This is a genomic window from Micromonospora sp. NPDC002717 (assembly GCF_040295705.1).
Lineage (GTDB): Bacteria > Actinomycetota > Actinomycetes > Mycobacteriales > Micromonosporaceae > Micromonospora.
Genome location: NZ_JBEOVW010000002.1, coordinates 81,536 through 98,436 on the forward strand (window position 1 = coordinate 81,536; position 16,901 = coordinate 98,436).

Here is a 16,901-nt window from a genome sequence, read left to right on the forward strand (position 1 = left end):
ACCCGAGATGTCCCAGCCCGTCCGCGCCGCGCGCGGCACCGAACGCACCGCCCGTGGTTGGCCGCAGGAGGCCGCGCTGCGGATGCTGATGAACAACCTCGACCCGGAGGTGGCCGAGCGCCCCGAGGACCTGGTGGTCTACGGCGGCACCGGGAAGGCCGCGCGGGACTGGCCGTCGTACCACGCGCTGGTGCGCACCCTGACCGACCTGCGCGACGACGAGACCATGCTGGTGCAGTCCGGCCGGCCGGTGGGCGTCATGCGCACCCACGAGTGGGCGCCCCGGGTGCTGCTGGCCAACTCCAACCTGGTGGGCGACTGGGCCACCTGGCCGGAGTTCCGCCGCCTGGAGCAGCTCGGCCTGACCATGTACGGGCAGATGACCGCCGGCTCGTGGATCTACATCGGCACCCAGGGCATCCTCCAGGGCACCTACGAGACGTTCGCCGCCGTCGCCGCGAAGCGGTTCGGCGGGACGCTGGCCGGCACGCTGACGCTGACCGCCGGGTGTGGCGGGATGGGCGGGGCGCAGCCCCTCGCGGTCACCATGAACGGGGGCGCCTGCCTGATCGTGGACGTGGACCGGAGCCGGCTGGACCGCCGGGTGCACGACCGCTACCTCGACGAGGTCGCCGACTCCCTCGACGACGCCGTCGAGCGGGCGCTCGCCGCGAAGCGGGACCGCCGCGCGCTGAGCGTCGGCGTGGTCGGCAACGCGGCCACGGTCTTCCCGGAGCTGCTGCGCCGGGGCGTCGCCGTCGACATCGTCACCGACCAGACCAGCGCGCACGACCCCCTGTCGTATCTGCCGGAGGGGGTGGAGCTGGCCGACGCCCGGGACTACGCGGCGGCGAAGCCGGCCGAGTTCACCGACCGGGCGCGGGCGTCGATGGCGAAGCACGTCGAGGCGATGGTCGGGTTCCTCGACGCCGGGGCGGAGGTCTTCGACTACGGCAACTCGATCCGGGGCGAGGCGAAGCTCGGCGGGTTCGAGCGGGCCTTCGACTTCCCCGGCTTCGTGCCCGCGTACATCCGGCCGCTGTTCTGCGAGGGCAAGGGCCCGTTCCGGTGGGCGGCGCTCTCCGGCGACCCGGCCGACATCGCCGCGACCGACCGGGCCATCCTGGAGCTGTTCCCCGAGAACGAGTCGCTGGCCCGGTGGATCCGGATGGCCGGCGAGCGGGTCGCGTTCCAGGGCCTGCCGGCGCGGATCTGCTGGCTCGGCTACGGCGAGCGCGACAAGGCCGGCGTGCGGTTCAACGAGATGGTCGCCTCCGGTGAGCTGAGCGCGCCGGTGGTGATCGGCCGGGACCACCTGGACTGCGGCAGCGTGGCCAGCCCCTACCGGGAGACCGAGGCGATGGCCGACGGCTCCGACGCGATCGCCGACTGGCCGCTGCTCAACGCGCTGGTCAACACCGCCAGCGGGGCGTCCTGGGTGTCGATCCACCACGGGGGCGGGGTCGGCATCGGGCGGTCGATCCACGCCGGGCAGGTCTGCGTCGCCGACGGCACCGCCCTGGCCGGGCAGAAGATCGAGCGGGTGCTCACCAACGACCCGGCGATGGGCGTGATCCGGCACGTCGACGCCGGCTACGACGCCGCCCGCGAGGTCGCGGAGGCCACCGGGGTGCGGGTGCCGATGACGGAGGGTGCCGCGTGAGCGCGAGGAGTGCAGCGCAGCGGAGCCCCGCAGTCGCGAACAACAGGGGTGCCGCGTGACGGTGCAGCGGCGCGACGTCGGTGGCGGTGGTGAACACCTCGCCGAGGCCGACCTCACCGACCGGTTCCGGACGCTGTGGGACGAGATCGCGCCGGTCGGGCGGGACGACCGCAGCGGCGGCTACCTGCGGTACGCGCTGACCGAGCCGGAGCTGCGGCTGCGGGAGTGGTTCCGCGACCAGGCCGGCCGGCGCGGCATGCCGGTCACCGAGGACGGCAACGGCAACCTGTTCGCCTGGTGGGGTGAGCCGGCGGCCGGCGGCGCGGTGCTGACCGGCAGCCACTTCGACTCGGTGCCGCACGGCGGGGCGTACGACGGGCCGCTCGGCATCGTCAGCGCGTTCCTCGCCGTGGACGAGCTGCGCGCGGCCGGCGTCGCGCCGGCCCGCCCGCTGGTGGTCGGCGCGTTCGTCGAGGAGGAGGGGGCGCGGTTCGGCGTACCGTGCCTCGGGTCGCGGCTGCTCACCGGGGAGATCGCGGTGGACCGCGCGGCCGGGTTGCGCGACGCCGCCGGGGTGAGTTTCGCCGAGGCGCTGGGCGCCCGGCCGGCGGGTGCCCAGCCGGAGTTGGTCGGCCGCTTCGCCGCCTTCGTGGAGCTGCACGTCGAGCAGGGCCGCGCGCTGGTCGAGGGCGACGCGCCCGTCGCCGTCGCCAGCGCGATCTGGCCGCACGGCCGGTGGCGCTTCGAGTTCACCGGCGAGGGCAACCACGCGGGTACGACCCGGATGGCCGACCGCCGCGACCCCATGCTGACGTACGCCTTCACGGTGCTGGCGGCGAACAAGGAGGCCCGACTGCGCGGCGCCCACGCCACCGTCGGCCGGGTGTCGGTGGAGCCGAACGCGACCAACGCGATCCCGTCGAAGGTGACCGGATGGCTGGACGCCCGCGCCGCCGAGCCGGACACGCTGACCGGGCTGGTCGACGCGGTGCGCGACAAGGCCGCCGAGCGGGCCCGCCGGGACGGTACGGAGGTGGCGCTGACCGAGGAGTCGGCCACCCCGCTGGTCGCCTTCGACGGCGGCCTGGCCGGCCGGCTCGCGGCCCTGCTCGACGCGCCGGTGCTGCCGACCGGGGCGGGCCACGACGCCGGGGTGCTCGCCGCGCACGTGCCCACGGCGATGCTCTTCGTGCGCAACCCGACCGGGGTCTCGCACTCTCCGGCGGAGTCGGCCACCGACGCCGACTGCGCCGCCGGGGTGACCGCCCTGGCCCGGGTCCTGGAGGAGCTGGCGTGCCGGTGAACATCCTGCCGGCGGCGGGGCGGCTCTGCCGGGACGCGCGATGGACGGCCGGGACGCCGGGGCTGGTGGTCTCATGGACGGGGCAGTTCGACAGGGGGCGAACGAGATGACCGCGACCCGCTGGCTGGCCGAGTACGCCTGGTTGCCCGAGCACGCCGAGCCCACCCCGGACGTGCTGATCGAGACCGCCGACGGGCGGATCACCGCCGTCACGCCGCTGGTCGGGGACGGCGCACCGGCCGCCGGGGTCGAGGTCCTGGCCGACGCCGAGCGGCTGCCCGGGCTGACCCTGCCCGGGCTCGCGAACGCGCACTCGCACGCCTTCCACCGGGCGCTGCGCGGGCGCACCCACGGCGGGCGCGGCGACTTCTGGACCTGGCGCGACCGGATGTACGCGGTCGCCTCCCGCCTGGACCCGGACTCGTACCTGGCCCTGGCCCGGGCGGTCTACGCCGAGATGGCGCTGGCCGGCATCACCTGCGTGGGCGAGTTCCACTACCTGCACCACAACCCGGACGGCACCCCGTACGCCGACCCGAACGCGATGGGCGAGGCGCTGGTCGAGGCCGCCGCGCAGGCCGGGATCCGGATCACCCTGCTGGACACCTGCTACCTCACCGCCACGGTCGACGGGCAGCCGCTCACCGGGCCGCAGCGGCGCTTCGGCGACGGCGACGCGCTGCGCTGGGCGGAGCGGGTCGCCGCGTTCGCGCCCGCCGGCGACCACGCCCGGGTGGGCGCCGCGATCCACTCGGTACGCGCCGTGCCGGCCGGGCAGCTCGCCACCGTGGCCAACTGGGCGGACCGGCGGGGCGCGCCCCTGCACGTGCACCTGTCCGAGCAGCCCGCCGAGAACGACGCCTGCCGGGCCGTGCACGGCCGCACCCCGACCCGGCTGCTCGCCGACCACGGGGCGCTCGGCCCGCACACCACGGCCGTGCACGCCACCCACCTGACCAGCGGCGACCTCACGCTGCTCGGCGACGCCGGCACCGGCGTCTGCCTCTGCCCGACTACGGAGCGGGACCTGGCCGACGGGATCGGCCCGGCCCGGCGGATGGCCGACGTCGGGCTGCCGCTCAGCCTGGGCAGCGACAGCCACGCCGTGGTCGACCTCTTCGAGGAGGCCCGCGCGGTGGAACTGGACGAGCGGTTGCGCACCCGCCGCCGCGGCCACTTCAGCCCCGCCGAGCTGCGGGACGCGGCCACCGTGGGCGGTCATGCCGCGCTGGGCTGGCGCGACGCCGGGCGGCTCGCCGTGGGGGCCCGCGCCGACCTGGTGACCGTACGGCTGGACAGCCCGCGCACGGCCGGCGTACCGCCGGTGGGGGCCTGGTTCGCGGCGGGCGCCGCGGACGTCGCGCAGGTCGTGGTGGACGGCCGGGTGGTGGTGCGTGACGGCCGGCACCTGACGGTCGACGTGCCGGCCGAGCTGGCCGCGGCCATCGAGGAGGTGACGTCTTGAGCAGTCTGCTGGTCGACGACATCGGCGAGCTGGTGACCAACGACGGCGGCGGCGAGGGCGGCCCGCTGGGCATCCGCCGCGACGCCGCCCTCCTGGTCGAGGACGGCCGGGTGGCCTGGGTCGGGCCGGCCCGGGACGCGCCGGCCGCCGACCGGCGCGTAGACGCCGGGGGCGCCGCCGTGCTTCCCGGCTTCGTGGACAGCCACGCCCACCTGGTCTTCGCCGGGGACCGGGCCGCCGAGTTCGCCGCCCGGATGGCCGGGCAGCCGTACACCGGCGGCGGCATCCGGACCACGGTCGGCGCCACCAGGGCCGCCTCCGACGACGAGCTGCGGGCCACCGTGCGCCGGCTACGCGACGAGGCGATGCGGCAGGGCACCACCACCGTCGAGATCAAGAGTGGGTACGGCCTCACCGTCGCCGACGAGGCCCGCTCCCTGGCGATCGCCGCCGAGGTCAGCGAGGAGACCACCTTCCTCGGCGCCCACGTGGTCCCCGCCGAGTACGCCGACCGCCCCGACGACTACGTGGGGCTGGTGTGCGGGCCGATGCTGGCCGCCGCCGCCCCGCACGCGCGCTGGATCGACGTGTTCTGCGAGCGGGGCGCCTTCGACGCCGACCACACCCGGGCGATCCTGACCTGCGGCCAGGCCGTCGGGCTGGGCGTACGGGTGCACGCCAACCAGCTCGGCCCGGGGCCGGGCGTCCAGCTCGGCGTCGAGCTGGGCGCGGCGAGCGTCGACCACTGCACCCACCTGACCGACGCCGACGTCGACGCGCTGGCCTCCAGCCGGGTCGACCGCGCCTGCGCCGGGGGCGGGCACACCGCCACCGTCGCGACCCTGCTGCCGGGCGCCGAGTTCTCCACCCGCTCGCCGTACCCGGACGCCCGCCGGCTGCTCGACGCCGGCGTCACCGTGGCGCTGGCGACCGACTGCAACCCCGGCTCGTCGTACACCTCGTCGATGCCGTTCTGCATCGCGCTCGCCGTACGCGAGATGCGGATGACCCCGGCGGAGGCCGTCTGGGCCGCGACCGCCGGCGGTGCGCGGGCGCTGCGCCGCGACGACGTCGGGGTGCTCAAGCCCGGGGCGCGGGCCGACCTGATGATCCTCGACGCCCCGTCCCACCTGCATCTGGCCTACCGGCCCGGTGTGCCACTGATCCGCCAGGTTCTGCGCAACGGAGTGCCGCAATGACGACCGTGACCATTCTGCCCACCGGGATCTCCCCCGCCGACGTGCTCGCCGTGGCGCGCGGCACCGCCAAGGTCGTGCTCGACCCGGCCGCCGTGGACGCGATGACCGTCAGCCGGTCCATCGTGGACGGCATCGAGGCCGCCGGCCGGCCGGTCTACGGCGTCTCCACCGGCTTCGGGGCCCTCGCCAACACGTTCGTCGCGCCGGAACGGCGGGCCGAACTCCAGCACGCGCTGATCCGCTCGCACGCCGCCGGGGTGGGCGCGCCGATGCCGCGCGAGGTGGTGCGGGGGATGATGCTGCTGCGGGTCCGCTCGCTGGCGCTCGGCCGCTCCGGGGTCCGGCCGCTGGTCGCCGAGGCGCTGGTCGACCTGCTCAACCACGACGTGACGCCGTGGGTGCCGGAGCACGGTTCGCTGGGCGCCTCCGGCGACCTGGCGCCGCTGGCGCACTGCGCGCTGGTGCTGCTCGGCGAGGGCTGGGTGCTGGGCCCGGCCGGTGAGCGGATCCCCGCCGCCGACGCGCTGCGCCGGGCCGGTCTACAGCCGGTCGAGCTGGCCGCCAAGGAGGGGCTGGCGCTGATCAACGGCACCGACGGCATGCTCGGCATGCTGCTGCTGGCGATCCACGACGCCGCGCACCTGTTCACCATGGCCGACGTCACCGCCGCCCTCGCGATCGAGGCGATGCTCGGCTCGGAGCGGCCGTTCCTGCCGGAGTTGCACGCCATCCGGCCGCACCCCGGGCAGTCGGCCTCGGCGGCGAACATCCACCGGCTGCTCCAGGACTCCCGGGTGATGGACTCGCACCGCGACGACCTGGCGCACGCGGTGCAGGACGCGTACTCGATGCGCTGCGCCCCCCAGGTGGCCGGGGCGGCCCGGGACACGCTGGACTTCGTCCGCACGGTGGCCGACCGGGAACTGGTCTCGGTGGTCGACAACCCGGTGGTGCTGCCGGACGGTCGCGTCGAGTCGACCGGCAACTTCCACGGCGCGCCCCTCGGCTTCGCCGCGGACTTCCTGGCCATCGCCGCCGCCGAGGTCGGCGCGATCGCCGAGCGTCGGGTGGACCGGCTGCTCGACGTCACCCGGTCCCGGGAGCTGCCGGCGTTCCTCTCCCCCGACGCCGGGGTCAACTCCGGGCTGATGATCGCCCAGTACACGGCGGCCGGGATCGTCGCGGAGAACCGGCGGCTCGCCGCGCCCGCCTCGGTGGACTCGCTGCCCACCAGCGGCATGCAGGAGGACCACGTCTCGATGGGTTGGGCGGCGGCCAAGAAGCTGCGCACCGTGCTGGACAACCTGACCAGCCTGCTCGCGGTCGAGCTGCTCGCCGCCGTACGCGGTCTCCAGCTGCGCGCCCCGCTCGACCCGTCGCCGGCCGGTCGGGCGGCCGTCGCGGCGCTCGGCGGGATCGCCGGGGAGCCGGGGCCGGACGTGTTCCTGGCCCCGCTGATGGAGGCCGCCCGGGACGTGGTGGCCGGGCCCGAGCTGCGCGCCGCGATCGAGCGCGAGACCGGCCCCCTCGCCTGAATCCTAGGGAGATGACGGACGGGCGGGCCGGTGGCCCGCCCGTCGGCGTTCAGGCGGTGGCCGGGGGCAGCACCTTCGCCGCCAGCTTGGCCAGCTCCCGCAGCGCCTTGCCGCGGTGGCTGACCGCGTCCTTCTCCTGCGGCGTCAGCTCGGCGTTGGTCCGCTCCTGCCCGTCGCCGAGGAAGATCGGGTCGTAGCCGAAGCCGCCGTCGCCGCGCGGCGAGCGCAGCAGCCGCCCGGTCTGCCGGCCGTCGACCAGGTGCTCCTTGCCGCCGGGCAGCACCAGCGCCACCGTGCAGACGAAGGACGCTCCCCGGTGCTCGTCGCCGAGGTCCGCGATCTGGTCCAGCACCAGCTGGAGGTTGGCCTGGTCGTCGCCGTGCCGGCCGGCCCAGCGGGCGCTGAACACCCCCGGCATGCCGTTCAGGGCGTCGACGGCGAGGCCGGAGTCGTCGGCGATCGTCGGCATGCCGGTGCGCCGGCAGCCCTCCCGCGCCTTGATCAGGGCGTTCTCGCCGAAGGTGAGGCCGGTCTCCGGCAGCTCCGGGTATTCCTCGACGTCGTCGAGGCCGACCAGGGCGACGCGGTGCGCGCCGAGCGCGCCGTCGAGGATGCGCTGCAGCTCGATGAGCTTCTTGCGGTTACGGGTGGCGAGCAGCACCTTGTTCATCAGACCTCACCTTTGTTCGCGACTGCGGGGCTCGCAAGCTCACTTCTCGCGCTCACGACTCGAGAGCCTTCCGCTGGGCTTCGGCCAGTTCCACGCAGCCGGCGACGGCCAGGTCGAGCAGGGCGTCGAGTTGCTCGCGGGCGAACACGCCCGCCTCGCCGGTGCCCTGCACCTCGACGAACTCCCCGGCGCCGGTGCAGACCACGTTCATGTCGACCTCGGCGGTCACGTCCTCGGCGTAGTTGAGGTCCAGCCGAGGCTCGCCGTCGATGACCCCGACGCTGACCGCCGCCACCGAACGGTGCATCACCTTCTCCGGCTTGCCGGCCAGCGCCTTGCGCCCGGCCAGCCAGGTCACCGCGTCGTGCAGCGCCACGTACGCGCCGGTGATCGCCGCGGTGCGGGTGCCGCCGTCGGCCTGGAGGACGTCGCAGTCGAGCACGATCGAGTTCTCGCCGAGCGCCTTCAGGTCGATCGACGCCCGCAGGCTCCGGCCGATCAGCCGGGAGATCTCGTGCGTACGCCCGCCGACGCGCCCCTTCACGCTCTCCCGGTCGGAGCGGGTGTTGGTGGCGCGGGGCAGCATCGCGTACTCGGCGGTGACCCAGCCGAGCCCGGAGCCCTTGCGCCAGCGGGGCACCCCCTCGGTCACGCTGGCGGTGCAGAGCACCCGGGTGTCGCCGAACTCCACGAGCACCGAGCCCTCCGGATGGGTGCTCCAGCCCCGGGTCAGCGTCACAGGTCGGAGTTCGTCGGGTCGCCGCCCGTCAGGTCGTGCCATGCCTGCACCCTATGCGGTGCGATGGCTGGCCCGTTGCGGGGTGTCCGGGTGCCCGCCGTGGTGCGTCCCTCCTCAGTCGCACTCCCGGATGCGGACGTTGAGCACGAGCGGCCGGTCCCAGCCGTTCGGCACCTTGTCCAGCCCGGTCGTCGTCGCCGTCGCCCGGCACGCCTTCACCCGCCACGTCCAGGTGCAGGTGGGGCCGCCGTACTGGAAGCCCTGGGCCACGCAGCGCGTCACGTCCTCGATCTTCGCGTCCTGCGCGCCGGCCGCGACGAGCCACTCGTGCACCCGTTCGCCGAGGTCCACCGGGCACCGCCCCTGCGGGCAGGTGAACCGGTACACCTGCAGCGTCGCGTCGTCGCCCTCGACGAGCCCGTCGGAGGTGAAGCTGTGCGGCCGCCCCCAGTCCGCGAAGATCGCCCTTCGCTCGGCCATGTCCTGCCGCGGCGCCCACCAGCCCACGTACCCCGCGATGCCGCCGCCGGCGCAGAGGCCCATCGCGAGCAGCCCGGCGAGCACCACGAAGAACACCCGCAGCCCGGTGGACCGGCGCGGCGGCGCCGGGGTGGGCCCGGCCGGCGGGAGGGTGGTCGCCGCCGGGTACGCGACCGGCTGGCCGGCCGGCGGGTACGGTCCGGCGGCGATCGGCGCGGCCCCGGGAACTCCACCGGCAGCGGGCGACGGCGGGTACGGCTGCGCGGCGGGCGACGGCGAGTACGGCGCGGCGACCGGCTGCGCCGCCGGCGGATTCGGGTACGCGTGCGCCGGGGGTGCCGGCGGGTACGGTCCGGCCGCCGTTGGCGGCTGGTGCGCCGGATGACCCGGCCAGGGCCCGGCCGGGCCGGGCGGGTACGGCGCGCCGGGCGGGCCCGCGGGAGGGGTCGGCGGGTGGGGCTGCCAGCCGGCCGCGCCGGAGGGGGAGTCGCTCACCGGCGAGATCCTAGGGGGACGACGCGGTTTTCGGGGGCCCCGCCCGCCGGACCACGGACCGGCCGGGACGACGGGGGCGCCGGGTCAGACGTCGTACGTCGCGCCGGCGCGGACCACCTCGAGCGGGCCGGCGTACGCCGCGCCGGCCGCCTCCACGGTCATCGCCTCGCTGCCCCAGGCGGCCACGAGGTGGGTCAGCAGCAGCCGGCCGACGCCCGCCTTGGTTGCCGCCTCGCCGGCCTCCCGGCCGGTCAGGTGCAGGTCCGGCGGGTTGTCCACGCCGTCGAGGTAGCTCGCCTCGCAGAGGAAGATGTCGGCGTCCTGGGCGAGCCGGAGCAGCGCGTCGCAGGGCGCGGTGTCCGAGGAGTAGCAGAGCGCCCGGCCGTCGTGCTCCAGCCGGACGCCGTACGTCTCGACGGGGTGGTTGACCCGGTCGACGGTGACGCTGAACGGGCCGATGGGGAAGGTGCCGGGCTGGAGGGCGTAGAACTGGTAGACGTCCTCGACCGTGCTGTCCTCCTGCCCGTACGCGGCGGCCAGCCGGTCGGGCGCGCCGGACGGCGCGTAGACCGGCAGCGGCGGGTAGGGGCCGTCCGGGGCGTAGCGGCGGACCACCACGTAGGACACGGCGTCGAGGATGTGGTCGCAGTGCAGGTGGGTCAGCAGGATGGCGTCGGGGGCGTGCAGCCCGGCGTAGCGCTGGAGGTTGGACAGCGAGCCGGAGCCGAAGTCGACCAGGAGTCGGAAGCCGTCCGCCTCGACGAGGTAGGCAGAGCAGGGGGACTCGGGGCCGGGAAAACTGCCGGCGCAGCCCAGCACAGTCAGGCGCATCGAGTGGTCTCGCTGTCACGCTGTGTAGCGATCGCGCCGACGGTCGCTCTCTCGATGATCTTTACCGACGCGTGCGCCACGCTGCGCAGCCTACGCCGGCACGCGGGGCGGCAAGAATCATCCACAGGAAGTTGTCACCAACGTGACACCCGCCCCGAGCCCGCCGCGCCACGCACGGCCGGTGCGTGACGAGCCGACACCCGACGGTAGCGCTGAGTGAGCAGGGCACCCACCGTGGCCGGCAGCCGCCCGCAGGGCCACCGCGTGGCGGTGACCCTGCGGCGACGTCCTCAGGCCCAGAGCTGACCCTCCAGCGCCGCCTCGGCGTCGGCGAGGGTGCCGCCGTACGCGCCGGTGGAGAGGTATTTCCAGCCGCCGTCGGCGACCACGAACGCCACGTCGGCGCGGCGGCCGTCGCGGACCGCCTCGTGCGCCACGGCCAGGGCGGCGTGCAGGATCGCGCCGGTGGAGAAGCCCGCGAAGATGCCCTCGACCTCCACCAGCTGCCGGGTCCGCAGCACGGCGTCCCGGGTGCCGACGGAGAAGCGCCGGGATAGCACGGTGGCGTCGTAGAGCTCCGGGACGTACCCCTCGTCGATGTTGCGCAGCCCGTAGACCAGCTCGCCGTACCGCGGCTCGGCCGCGACGACCTGGATCCCGTCGACCTTCTCGCGCAGGTAGCGCCCGGTGCCCATCAGCGTCCCGGTGGTGCCGAGGCCGGCCACGAAGTGCGTGATGGTGGGCAGGTCGTGCAGCAGCTCGGGGCCGGTGGTCTCGTAGTGCGCCCGGGCGTTGGCCTCGTTGCCGTACTGGAAGAGCATCACCCAGTCGGGATGCTCGGCCGCGATCTGCTTCGCCGTGGCCACCGCCTGGTTCGAGCCGCCCGCGGCCGGCGAGAAGATGATCTCCGCGCCGTACATCCGGAGCAGCTGCACCCGCTCGGTCGAGACGTTCTCCGGCATCACGCAGACCAGCCGGTAGCCGCGCAGCTTCGCCACCATGGCCAGGGAGATGCCGGTGTTGCCGCTGGTCGGTTCGAGGATGGTGTCGCCCGGGCGGAGCCGGCCGGCCTCCTCGGCCGCGCGGACCATGAACAGGGCCGCCCGGTCCTTGATGCTGCCCGTCGGGTTGCGGTCCTCGAGCTTGGCCCAGAGCCGCACCGGCGGCGCCCCCGCGGGCACCGTCGGGGAGAGCCGGGGCAGGCCCACCAGGGGGGTGCCCCCACAGGCGTCGAGGAGGCTGTCGTACCGCGTCATCGCGGCCGCCTCAGCCGGCGGCGACGGACGCGCGGTGGCCGGCGATCGCCGCGGCGGCGGCGAAGCCGAACGCGCCACCGGCGACGGCCGGCAGGATGGTCACGCTGTCGCCGTCGTTGAGCTTGGCGTCGAGCGCGCCGAGGAAGCGGACGTCCTCGTCGTTGACGTAGACGTTGACGAAGCGGTGCAGCGCCCCGGTGTCGGTGACCAGCCGGGCCCGGAGGCCGGCGTGCCGGGAGTCCAGGTCGGCGAGCAGGTCGCCGAGCGTGTCGCCGGCGCCCTCGACGACCTTCGCGCCGCCGGTGTAGCTACGCAGGATGGTGGGGATGCGAACCTCGATGGCCATGATGTCGTGCTCCTCGGTGATGATCGGGTGTGCCGGAAGGTGACGGGACGTGGACGGGTGGTGCGGCGCTGGGTCAGCGGCCGGAACACTCGTAGTCGACCGTCGCCGGGCTCTGCCCGAACATGTAGGACTGCACGGCGTGCGGGTCCACCCCCGCGTCGAGGATGCGCACCGACTCCTCGGTCACCACGCCGTCGACGATCCGGAAGGAGCGGATCTCCTCCGTGTCGGGCTCCCGGGTGGAGACCAGCAGGTAGTGCGCGCCCGGCTCGCCGGCGAAGGAGATGTCCGTCCGGGACGGGTAGGCCTCCGTGGCGGTGTGCGAGTGGTAGATGACGACGGGCTCCTCGTCCCGGTCGTCCATCTCGCGCCACACCCGCAACTGCTCCATCGAGTCGAACTCGTAGAACGTCATGGAGCGGGCGGCGTTGTCCATCGGGATGTGCCGGGTGGGGGTGTCGCTGCCGGCGGGACCGGCGACCACGCCGCACGCCTCGTCGGGGTGGTCCCGACGCGCGTGGGCGACGATCGCGTCGACGATCGACCGGTCGATGCTCAGCACGTGCTCCAGCCTAACGCGTACGGGGCACCAGCTTAAGGTGGTGCCGGTCACCCCTAGTCGATCAAGGCGTTGAGCAGGGACTCCTGGAGGTACCCGAGGTACGCGTAGACCGACAGTTGGAACACCCGGCTGGAGGTCGGGTCCTCGGCGACCGCGTCGTCGAGCTCCTCGCCGAGGTCCGTGCCGTCCTTGATCTCCAGCCGCACGCCCATCGCCAACCGGGCGTCGTTGAGCGCCCGCAGCCACGCCTCGGCCGCCTCCGCGTCGAGGCGCACCTCGCCGCCGGCGGAGTCGGGCAGCGCGGCGAGGATCGCGCCGGCCTGGTCGATCTTGCCGGTCTTGAGATCGCCCTCGGTGTAGCGGCGGAACTCGGCGGTGCCGGACGGGTCCTCCGGGTAGACGTCGGGGAAGAGCCGGCCGACCACCGGGTCGGAGTGGTCGAAGCCGTCGGTGAGCAGGCCGACCACCTCGGAGGCGACCTTGCGCAGCACCCGGACCTCGTCGACGGCGAAGGTGGCGACGTAGCGGTCGCCCTGGCGACGGAACATGCTCACGACCGGTCCACCGTCGCCCACAGCCCGTACGCGTGCAGCTGCGACGCGTCGTGCTCCATCCGCTCCCGGGCGCCGCTGGAGACGACGGCGCGCCCCTTGTGGTGCACGTCGAGCATGAGCTGCTCGGCCCTCTCCCGGCTGTAGCCGAAGAGCTTCTGGAACACCCAGGTCACGTAGGTCATGAGGTTGACCGGGTCGTCCCACACGATCGTCACCCACGGCCGATCGGACGCCGGCACCTCATCGGTGTCCGGCGTCTCGACCGGTGCAACCTGCGGAGCCGCCATGCCCCCCATCGTGCCACCGGATCCGGCGAACCGAGGAACCGGAACGCCGGCCCGCCGTGGAACACCGCGTCCGGCCTGGTCGGGCGCGTCGGAGACAGCCTGCGGCGGCCCCGGCGCGGGGCCGGCGGCGCGGACGACGCGGTCGCCGTCAGGCGAGCAGGATGCCGTGGTCGACAGCATCGGAGAGCACCCCGTCCAGCGAGAGGCGGACCACCTCGAGCCGCCGGGACACCTCCCGGGACAGCTCCAGCTCGATCTCGCGCAGTGCGCGCTGCGCCCAGGCGCGGGCGGCGTTGGGATCGTGGTTGCCGGGGCTGCGCCAGTGCTGCCAACAGCCGCCCGAGAGGGCCACCGCGACCGGCGGGAGCACCTCCCCACGCTCGCCGCCCGGGCAGCTCGCCAGCGCGTCGGTGGCACCGGCACCGGTCAGCCCGGCCACGCCGCCGGTGCTGGTGACCAGCAGCACGCGGTCCAGCTCGTGGCCGGCCCGGTGATCGGCCAGCCCCCAACGCACCGCGAAGCAGAGGCGCCGGCGCACGCCCGCGGACAGCGGCGCGCCGAGGACGCGGCCGGCGGCCTCCTCGACGAGTCGGTTGACCGCGTGGTCGCACTGGGCGGTGGCCAGCAGCGACAGCGCCTCCATCTCCCGGTCGAGCAACTGCGGCAGGCCGGCGCAGCCGGCGCCGAAGACGATCTCCTGCACCACGCGCAGGTGGGCGTTGGCCAGTTCCAGGGCGAGGTGCTGGCGGATGCGCTGGGCCCAGGAGCGGGCCTGGCCGTCGAGTCGCTCGGACCAGTCGCCCGGGTCGGCGGCCACCGGCACCCGACCCTGCGCCCCGGGCAGCACCGGCGGGTCGGCGCTGGCCCGCCGCAGCCCCTCGTCGGCGGCCCAGCCCACCAGGGCCCGGCGCAGGTCCGCCCCGTCGCCGTCGGCGACCGCGAACCAGCGGGCGCGGGCGAGCCCCGGAACGGCGGCGAGCAGGACTGCCCGGTGCGCCTCGACGGTGACCGCGACCGGGTCCACCGGGTCCACCGGGGCCGGCGCGGAAGCCGACCCGACCGGCGCGACGGACGCCCCCGTGCCCTCCGTCGCCGCCGGGACCTCGGGCACCGGCGCCCAGCCGGCCGCGCCCGGGGTGACCGCGAAGAAGACCTCCACGCGGGCACGGGCCACCTCGGCGAGCAGGTTCAGCTCGACGGCGGTGAAGGCCTGGTCGGCGGCGGTGACGAAGAGCAGCGCCCCGGCCCGGCCCGCCGCGTCGAGCAGCAGCCGGGTGCCGGCCGCCCCGAGGGCGCCCGTGTCCGGCGTGTCGACGAGGCTGAAGTGCCGCAGCAGCGGCTCGGGCACGCTCAGCTCGACGCGGCGCGGCGGACGGGCCAGCGCCGGGCCGGCGGCCAGCCGGTCGGCGCCGTACGAGTGCGGCTGGCGGTAGCCGGGCACGTAGGCGGCCCGGGTCGGCACCCGGGAGTGCCGGACCACCAGCCAGCTCCCGGCCGGCACGGTCAGCATGCCGGGATCCAGCCGGAGCACGCCGGCGAGCACCTCGGGCCGACCCGCGCCGGCCGGGCCGGCGGCGACGACGGCCAGCGGTTCCTCCGGCCCCGGCTCGGTCACCCCGAGCCTGGTGGGCAGGGGACCGCGGTGGGGCAGCTTCGCGGCGCCGGCCATGTCGTCGGGCACGTCGACCGCGGAGAGAGGACCGGGCTTCATTCGAGGACGGCCTCCCGTGGCAGGCGACCGGCGGTGGCAGGCCGCGTGGAATCGTCCGGGTCGCACCCCCGGATGTCGAAAGACTACGGGCGACCAGGGCACCTACCCGAACACCTCGGATACTTAGGAGTAATCACGGGATTACTCAACTTCGCAGCGTGACGATGCGGGCGCGGACGGATTTCGATGGATATGCTGCCTCGATGAGTCGGTGGAGTTTCGTCGGCAGAAGGGATGAGCTCAGCCGCCTGCTGTCGGCGATGACCGGCGCGGAGGGGCGGGGCCTCTTCTTCAGCGGGAGCGCCGGCATCGGCAAGAGCCGCCTGCTGCGCGAGGGGGTGGCGGCGCTGCCCCGCGACGGGTACGCGGTGTGGTGGATCGCGGCCAGCGCCACCACCGCCGCGCTGCCGTTCGGCGGGCTGGTCCAGGTGCTCCCCGCCGAGCAGCCGCAGGGCCTGTCCCCCGCCGGCATCCTGCGCTGGGCGGTGGACGTGCTGCAACAGCAGGCGGCCGGCCGCCGGATCGTCCTCGCGATCGACGACGCGCACCTGCTCGACCCGCCCTCGGCCGCGCTGGTGCACCTGGTCGCCCGCGCGGAGAACGCCACGGTCATCGGCACGCTGCGCGACAGCGAGCAGCTCCCGCTGCCCATCCGTGCGCTGTGGACCGACGACCTCGTCGACCACGTCGAGCTGAACCCGCTGCCACCGGCCGAGACCACCCGGCTGCTCTCCGAGATGCTCGACGGACCGGTCGACGCCACCTCCGCCGACCGGCTGGGCCGACTCTCGGCGGGCAACCCGCTGCTGCTGCGCGAGCTGGTGTTCGCCGCCGACCGCGGGGAGCTGACCCGCACGTACGGGGTCTGGAAGTGGACCGGCCGGCTGGAGCTGGCGCCCAACCTGACCGACCTGATCGACACCCGGATCGGGCAGCTCACCCCGGGCGTACGCGCGGTGGTCGAGCTGGTCGCCTTCGGCGAGCCGCTCGGCCTGCACCTGCTCAACCAGGCCGTGGACCCGGCAGACGTGGAGTACGCCGAGGAGCGCGGGCTGATCGTCGTGGTGCGCGACGACCGGCGCGCCAACGTGCGGCTGGCGCACCCGCTCTACGGCGAGGTGATGCGCCGCCGCTGCCCGGTCAGCCGGACCCGCCGCCTGGAGGCCCGCCTCGCCGAGCTGCTGGAGCAGATCGGCAAGCGACGTCGCGACGACCTGCTCCGGGTGGCGGTCTGGCGGCTCGACTCCGGCACCGCCCAGGACCCGACCCTGCTGCTCGACGCGGCCGGGCAGGCGTTCGCCCGCTACGACGTACCGCTGGCGACCCGGCTGGCCCGCGCGGCGCTCGACGCCGGCGGCGGGTTCGACGCCGCGGAGCTGCTGGCCACCATCCTGATGTTCGCCGACCGGCCGGAGGAGGCGATCGCCGTCCTCGACGCGGTCTCCGCCGAGATCCACGGCGACCGGCGGCTCAGCCGCTGGCTGACCGTGCGGGGCATGGTCAGCTACTGGGGCCTGAGCCGGGAGTCCACGGTGGAGGAGATCGCGGCCCGCGGCTCGACGCTGGCGGACTCCGCCGACCAGGCCCGGGTGCTGGCCTTCGAGGGCATCATGCGGCTGCACCGGCTGGACACCGGCCTCGCGCTGCGGCTCGGGCAGACGGTGCTGGACCGGCCGGCCGCCAGCGTCTCCGCCCGGGAGCTGGCCCGCAGCACCATCGCCTATCTCCAGGCGGCGCAGGGGCAGCTGCACCGCAGCGCCGCCGCGATCGACCAGGTGCAGGCCGAGGCGGGCCGCTGACGGGCC

The 16,901-nt window shown here is 75.0% G+C and carries 16 protein-coding genes; 6 read left to right on the forward strand and 10 right to left on the reverse strand.

Annotated elements, in window-relative coordinates:
• Positions 1–7 precede the first annotated feature (7 nt).
• The 5 genes from hutU to hutH all read left to right on the forward strand — a co-directional run bounded on the left by hutU (position 8) and on the right by hutH (position 7,165).
• The gene (gene hutU, locus ABT006_RS04405; protein ID WP_350702852.1) at positions 8–1,663 is read left to right on the forward strand and encodes a urocanate hydratase; all 1,656 of its coding nucleotides are present in this window, start codon (positions 8–10) and stop codon (positions 1,661–1,663) included.
• Between the two features lie 61 nt (positions 1,664–1,724).
• Entirely contained in the window at positions 1,725–2,966 is a 1,242-nt protein-coding gene (locus ABT006_RS04410) for an allantoate amidohydrolase (protein WP_350703547.1), read from the forward strand.
• Between the two features lie 106 nt (positions 2,967–3,072).
• Entirely contained in the window at positions 3,073–4,431 is a 1,359-nt protein-coding gene (locus tag ABT006_RS04415; RefSeq protein WP_350702853.1) for a formimidoylglutamate deiminase, read from the forward strand.
• Positions 4,428–5,630 carry an imidazolonepropionase gene (gene hutI / locus ABT006_RS04420; RefSeq protein ID WP_350702855.1) on the forward strand — a complete coding sequence of 401 codons (1,203 nt, stop codon included), beginning with the start codon at positions 4,428–4,430 and terminating at the stop codon, positions 5,628–5,630. The genes ABT006_RS04415 and hutI overlap by 4 nt, the downstream gene beginning before the upstream one ends.
• Positions 5,627–7,165, forward strand: a complete 1,539-nt coding sequence (gene hutH, locus ABT006_RS04425; protein ID WP_350702857.1) for a histidine ammonia-lyase — start codon at positions 5,627–5,629, stop codon at positions 7,163–7,165. Before hutI ends, hutH begins: the two co-directional genes overlap by 4 nt.
• 49 nt (positions 7,166–7,214) lie before the next feature.
• Here the strand turns inward: hutH and rdgB are convergent, their stop codons facing one another.
• The 10 genes from rdgB to ABT006_RS04475 all read right to left on the reverse strand — a co-directional run bounded on the left by rdgB (position 7,215) and on the right by ABT006_RS04475 (position 15,096).
• Complete coding sequence (gene rdgB, locus ABT006_RS04430; RefSeq protein ID WP_350702859.1) at positions 7,215–7,835, reverse strand: RdgB/HAM1 family non-canonical purine NTP pyrophosphatase; 621 nt, start codon at positions 7,833–7,835, stop codon at positions 7,215–7,217.
• 52 nt (positions 7,836–7,887) lie between these two features.
• Positions 7,888–8,616 carry a ribonuclease PH gene (gene rph / locus ABT006_RS04435; protein ID WP_350702860.1) on the reverse strand — a complete coding sequence of 243 codons (729 nt, stop codon included), beginning with the start codon at positions 8,614–8,616 and terminating at the stop codon, positions 7,888–7,890.
• Between the two features lie 72 nt (positions 8,617–8,688).
• Positions 8,689–9,549, reverse strand: a complete 861-nt coding sequence (locus ABT006_RS04440) for a hypothetical protein (RefSeq protein WP_350702862.1) — start codon at positions 9,547–9,549, stop codon at positions 8,689–8,691.
• An 84-nt stretch (positions 9,550–9,633) separates the two neighbouring features.
• Complete coding sequence (locus ABT006_RS04445; protein WP_350702864.1) at positions 9,634–10,380, reverse strand: MBL fold metallo-hydrolase; 747 nt, start codon at positions 10,378–10,380, stop codon at positions 9,634–9,636.
• A 290-nt stretch (positions 10,381–10,670) separates the two neighbouring features.
• On the reverse strand, positions 10,671–11,636 hold the full coding sequence (locus tag ABT006_RS04450; protein WP_350702866.1) for a PLP-dependent cysteine synthase family protein: 966 nt from the start codon (positions 11,634–11,636) through the stop codon (positions 10,671–10,673).
• 10 nt (positions 11,637–11,646) lie between these two features.
• A complete protein-coding gene (locus tag ABT006_RS04455; protein WP_350702868.1) occupies positions 11,647–11,982 on the reverse strand; it encodes a MoaD family protein in 336 nt (111 codons plus the stop codon).
• A 73-nt stretch (positions 11,983–12,055) separates the two neighbouring features.
• The gene (locus tag ABT006_RS04460; RefSeq protein WP_350702870.1) at positions 12,056–12,544 is read right to left on the reverse strand and encodes a M67 family metallopeptidase; all 489 of its coding nucleotides are present in this window, start codon (positions 12,542–12,544) and stop codon (positions 12,056–12,058) included.
• A gap of 53 nt (positions 12,545–12,597) precedes the next feature.
• Positions 12,598–13,092: a DUF2017 domain-containing protein gene (locus ABT006_RS04465; RefSeq protein WP_176737528.1), complete on the reverse strand. Its 495-nt coding sequence runs from the start codon at positions 13,090–13,092 to the stop codon at positions 12,598–12,600.
• 2 nt (positions 13,093–13,094) lie between these two features.
• A complete protein-coding gene (clpS, locus tag ABT006_RS04470; RefSeq protein ID WP_350702872.1) occupies positions 13,095–13,385 on the reverse strand; it encodes an ATP-dependent Clp protease adapter ClpS in 291 nt (96 codons plus the stop codon).
• A 148-nt stretch (positions 13,386–13,533) separates the two neighbouring features.
• Positions 13,534–15,096, reverse strand: coding sequence for a hypothetical protein (locus ABT006_RS04475; RefSeq protein WP_350702874.1), 1,563 nt, complete (start codon positions 15,094–15,096; stop codon positions 13,534–13,536).
• A gap of 203 nt (positions 15,097–15,299) precedes the next feature.
• Between ABT006_RS04475 and ABT006_RS04480 the strand changes: the two genes are divergently transcribed.
• Positions 15,300–16,895 carry an AAA family ATPase gene (locus tag ABT006_RS04480; RefSeq protein ID WP_350702876.1) on the forward strand — a complete coding sequence of 532 codons (1,596 nt, stop codon included), beginning with the start codon at positions 15,300–15,302 and terminating at the stop codon, positions 16,893–16,895.
• Positions 16,896–16,901: the final 6 nt, after the last annotated feature.

Excerpts from the sequence above, each read along its gene's own strand:
- hutU (WP_350702852.1), top strand. The coding sequence starts at position 8 with ATGTCCCAGCCCGTCCGCGCCGCGCGCGGCACCGAACGCACCGCCCGT.
- ABT006_RS04415 (WP_350702853.1), top strand. The coding sequence starts at position 3,073 with ATGACCGCGACCCGCTGGCTGGCCGAGTACGCCTGGTTGCCCGAGCAC.
- hutH (WP_350702857.1), top strand. The coding sequence starts at position 5,627 with ATGACGACCGTGACCATTCTGCCCACCGGGATCTCCCCCGCCGACGTG.
- rdgB (WP_350702859.1), bottom strand. The coding sequence starts at position 7,835 with ATGAACAAGGTGCTGCTCGCCACCCGTAACCGCAAGAAGCTCATCGAG.
- rph (WP_350702860.1), bottom strand. The coding sequence starts at position 8,616 with ATGGCACGACCTGACGGGCGGCGACCCGACGAACTCCGACCTGTGACG.
- ABT006_RS04445 (WP_350702864.1), bottom strand. The coding sequence starts at position 10,380 with ATGCGCCTGACTGTGCTGGGCTGCGCCGGCAGTTTTCCCGGCCCCGAG.
- ABT006_RS04450 (WP_350702866.1), bottom strand. The coding sequence starts at position 11,636 with ATGACGCGGTACGACAGCCTCCTCGACGCCTGTGGGGGCACCCCCCTG.
- ABT006_RS04455 (WP_350702868.1), bottom strand. The coding sequence starts at position 11,982 with ATGGCCATCGAGGTTCGCATCCCCACCATCCTGCGTAGCTACACCGGC.
- ABT006_RS04465 (WP_176737528.1), bottom strand. The coding sequence starts at position 13,092 with ATGTTCCGTCGCCAGGGCGACCGCTACGTCGCCACCTTCGCCGTCGAC.
- clpS (WP_350702872.1), bottom strand. The coding sequence starts at position 13,385 with ATGGCGGCTCCGCAGGTTGCACCGGTCGAGACGCCGGACACCGATGAG.
- ABT006_RS04475 (WP_350702874.1), bottom strand. The coding sequence starts at position 15,096 with ATGAAGCCCGGTCCTCTCTCCGCGGTCGACGTGCCCGACGACATGGCC.
- ABT006_RS04480 (WP_350702876.1), top strand. The coding sequence starts at position 15,300 with ATGAGTCGGTGGAGTTTCGTCGGCAGAAGGGATGAGCTCAGCCGCCTG.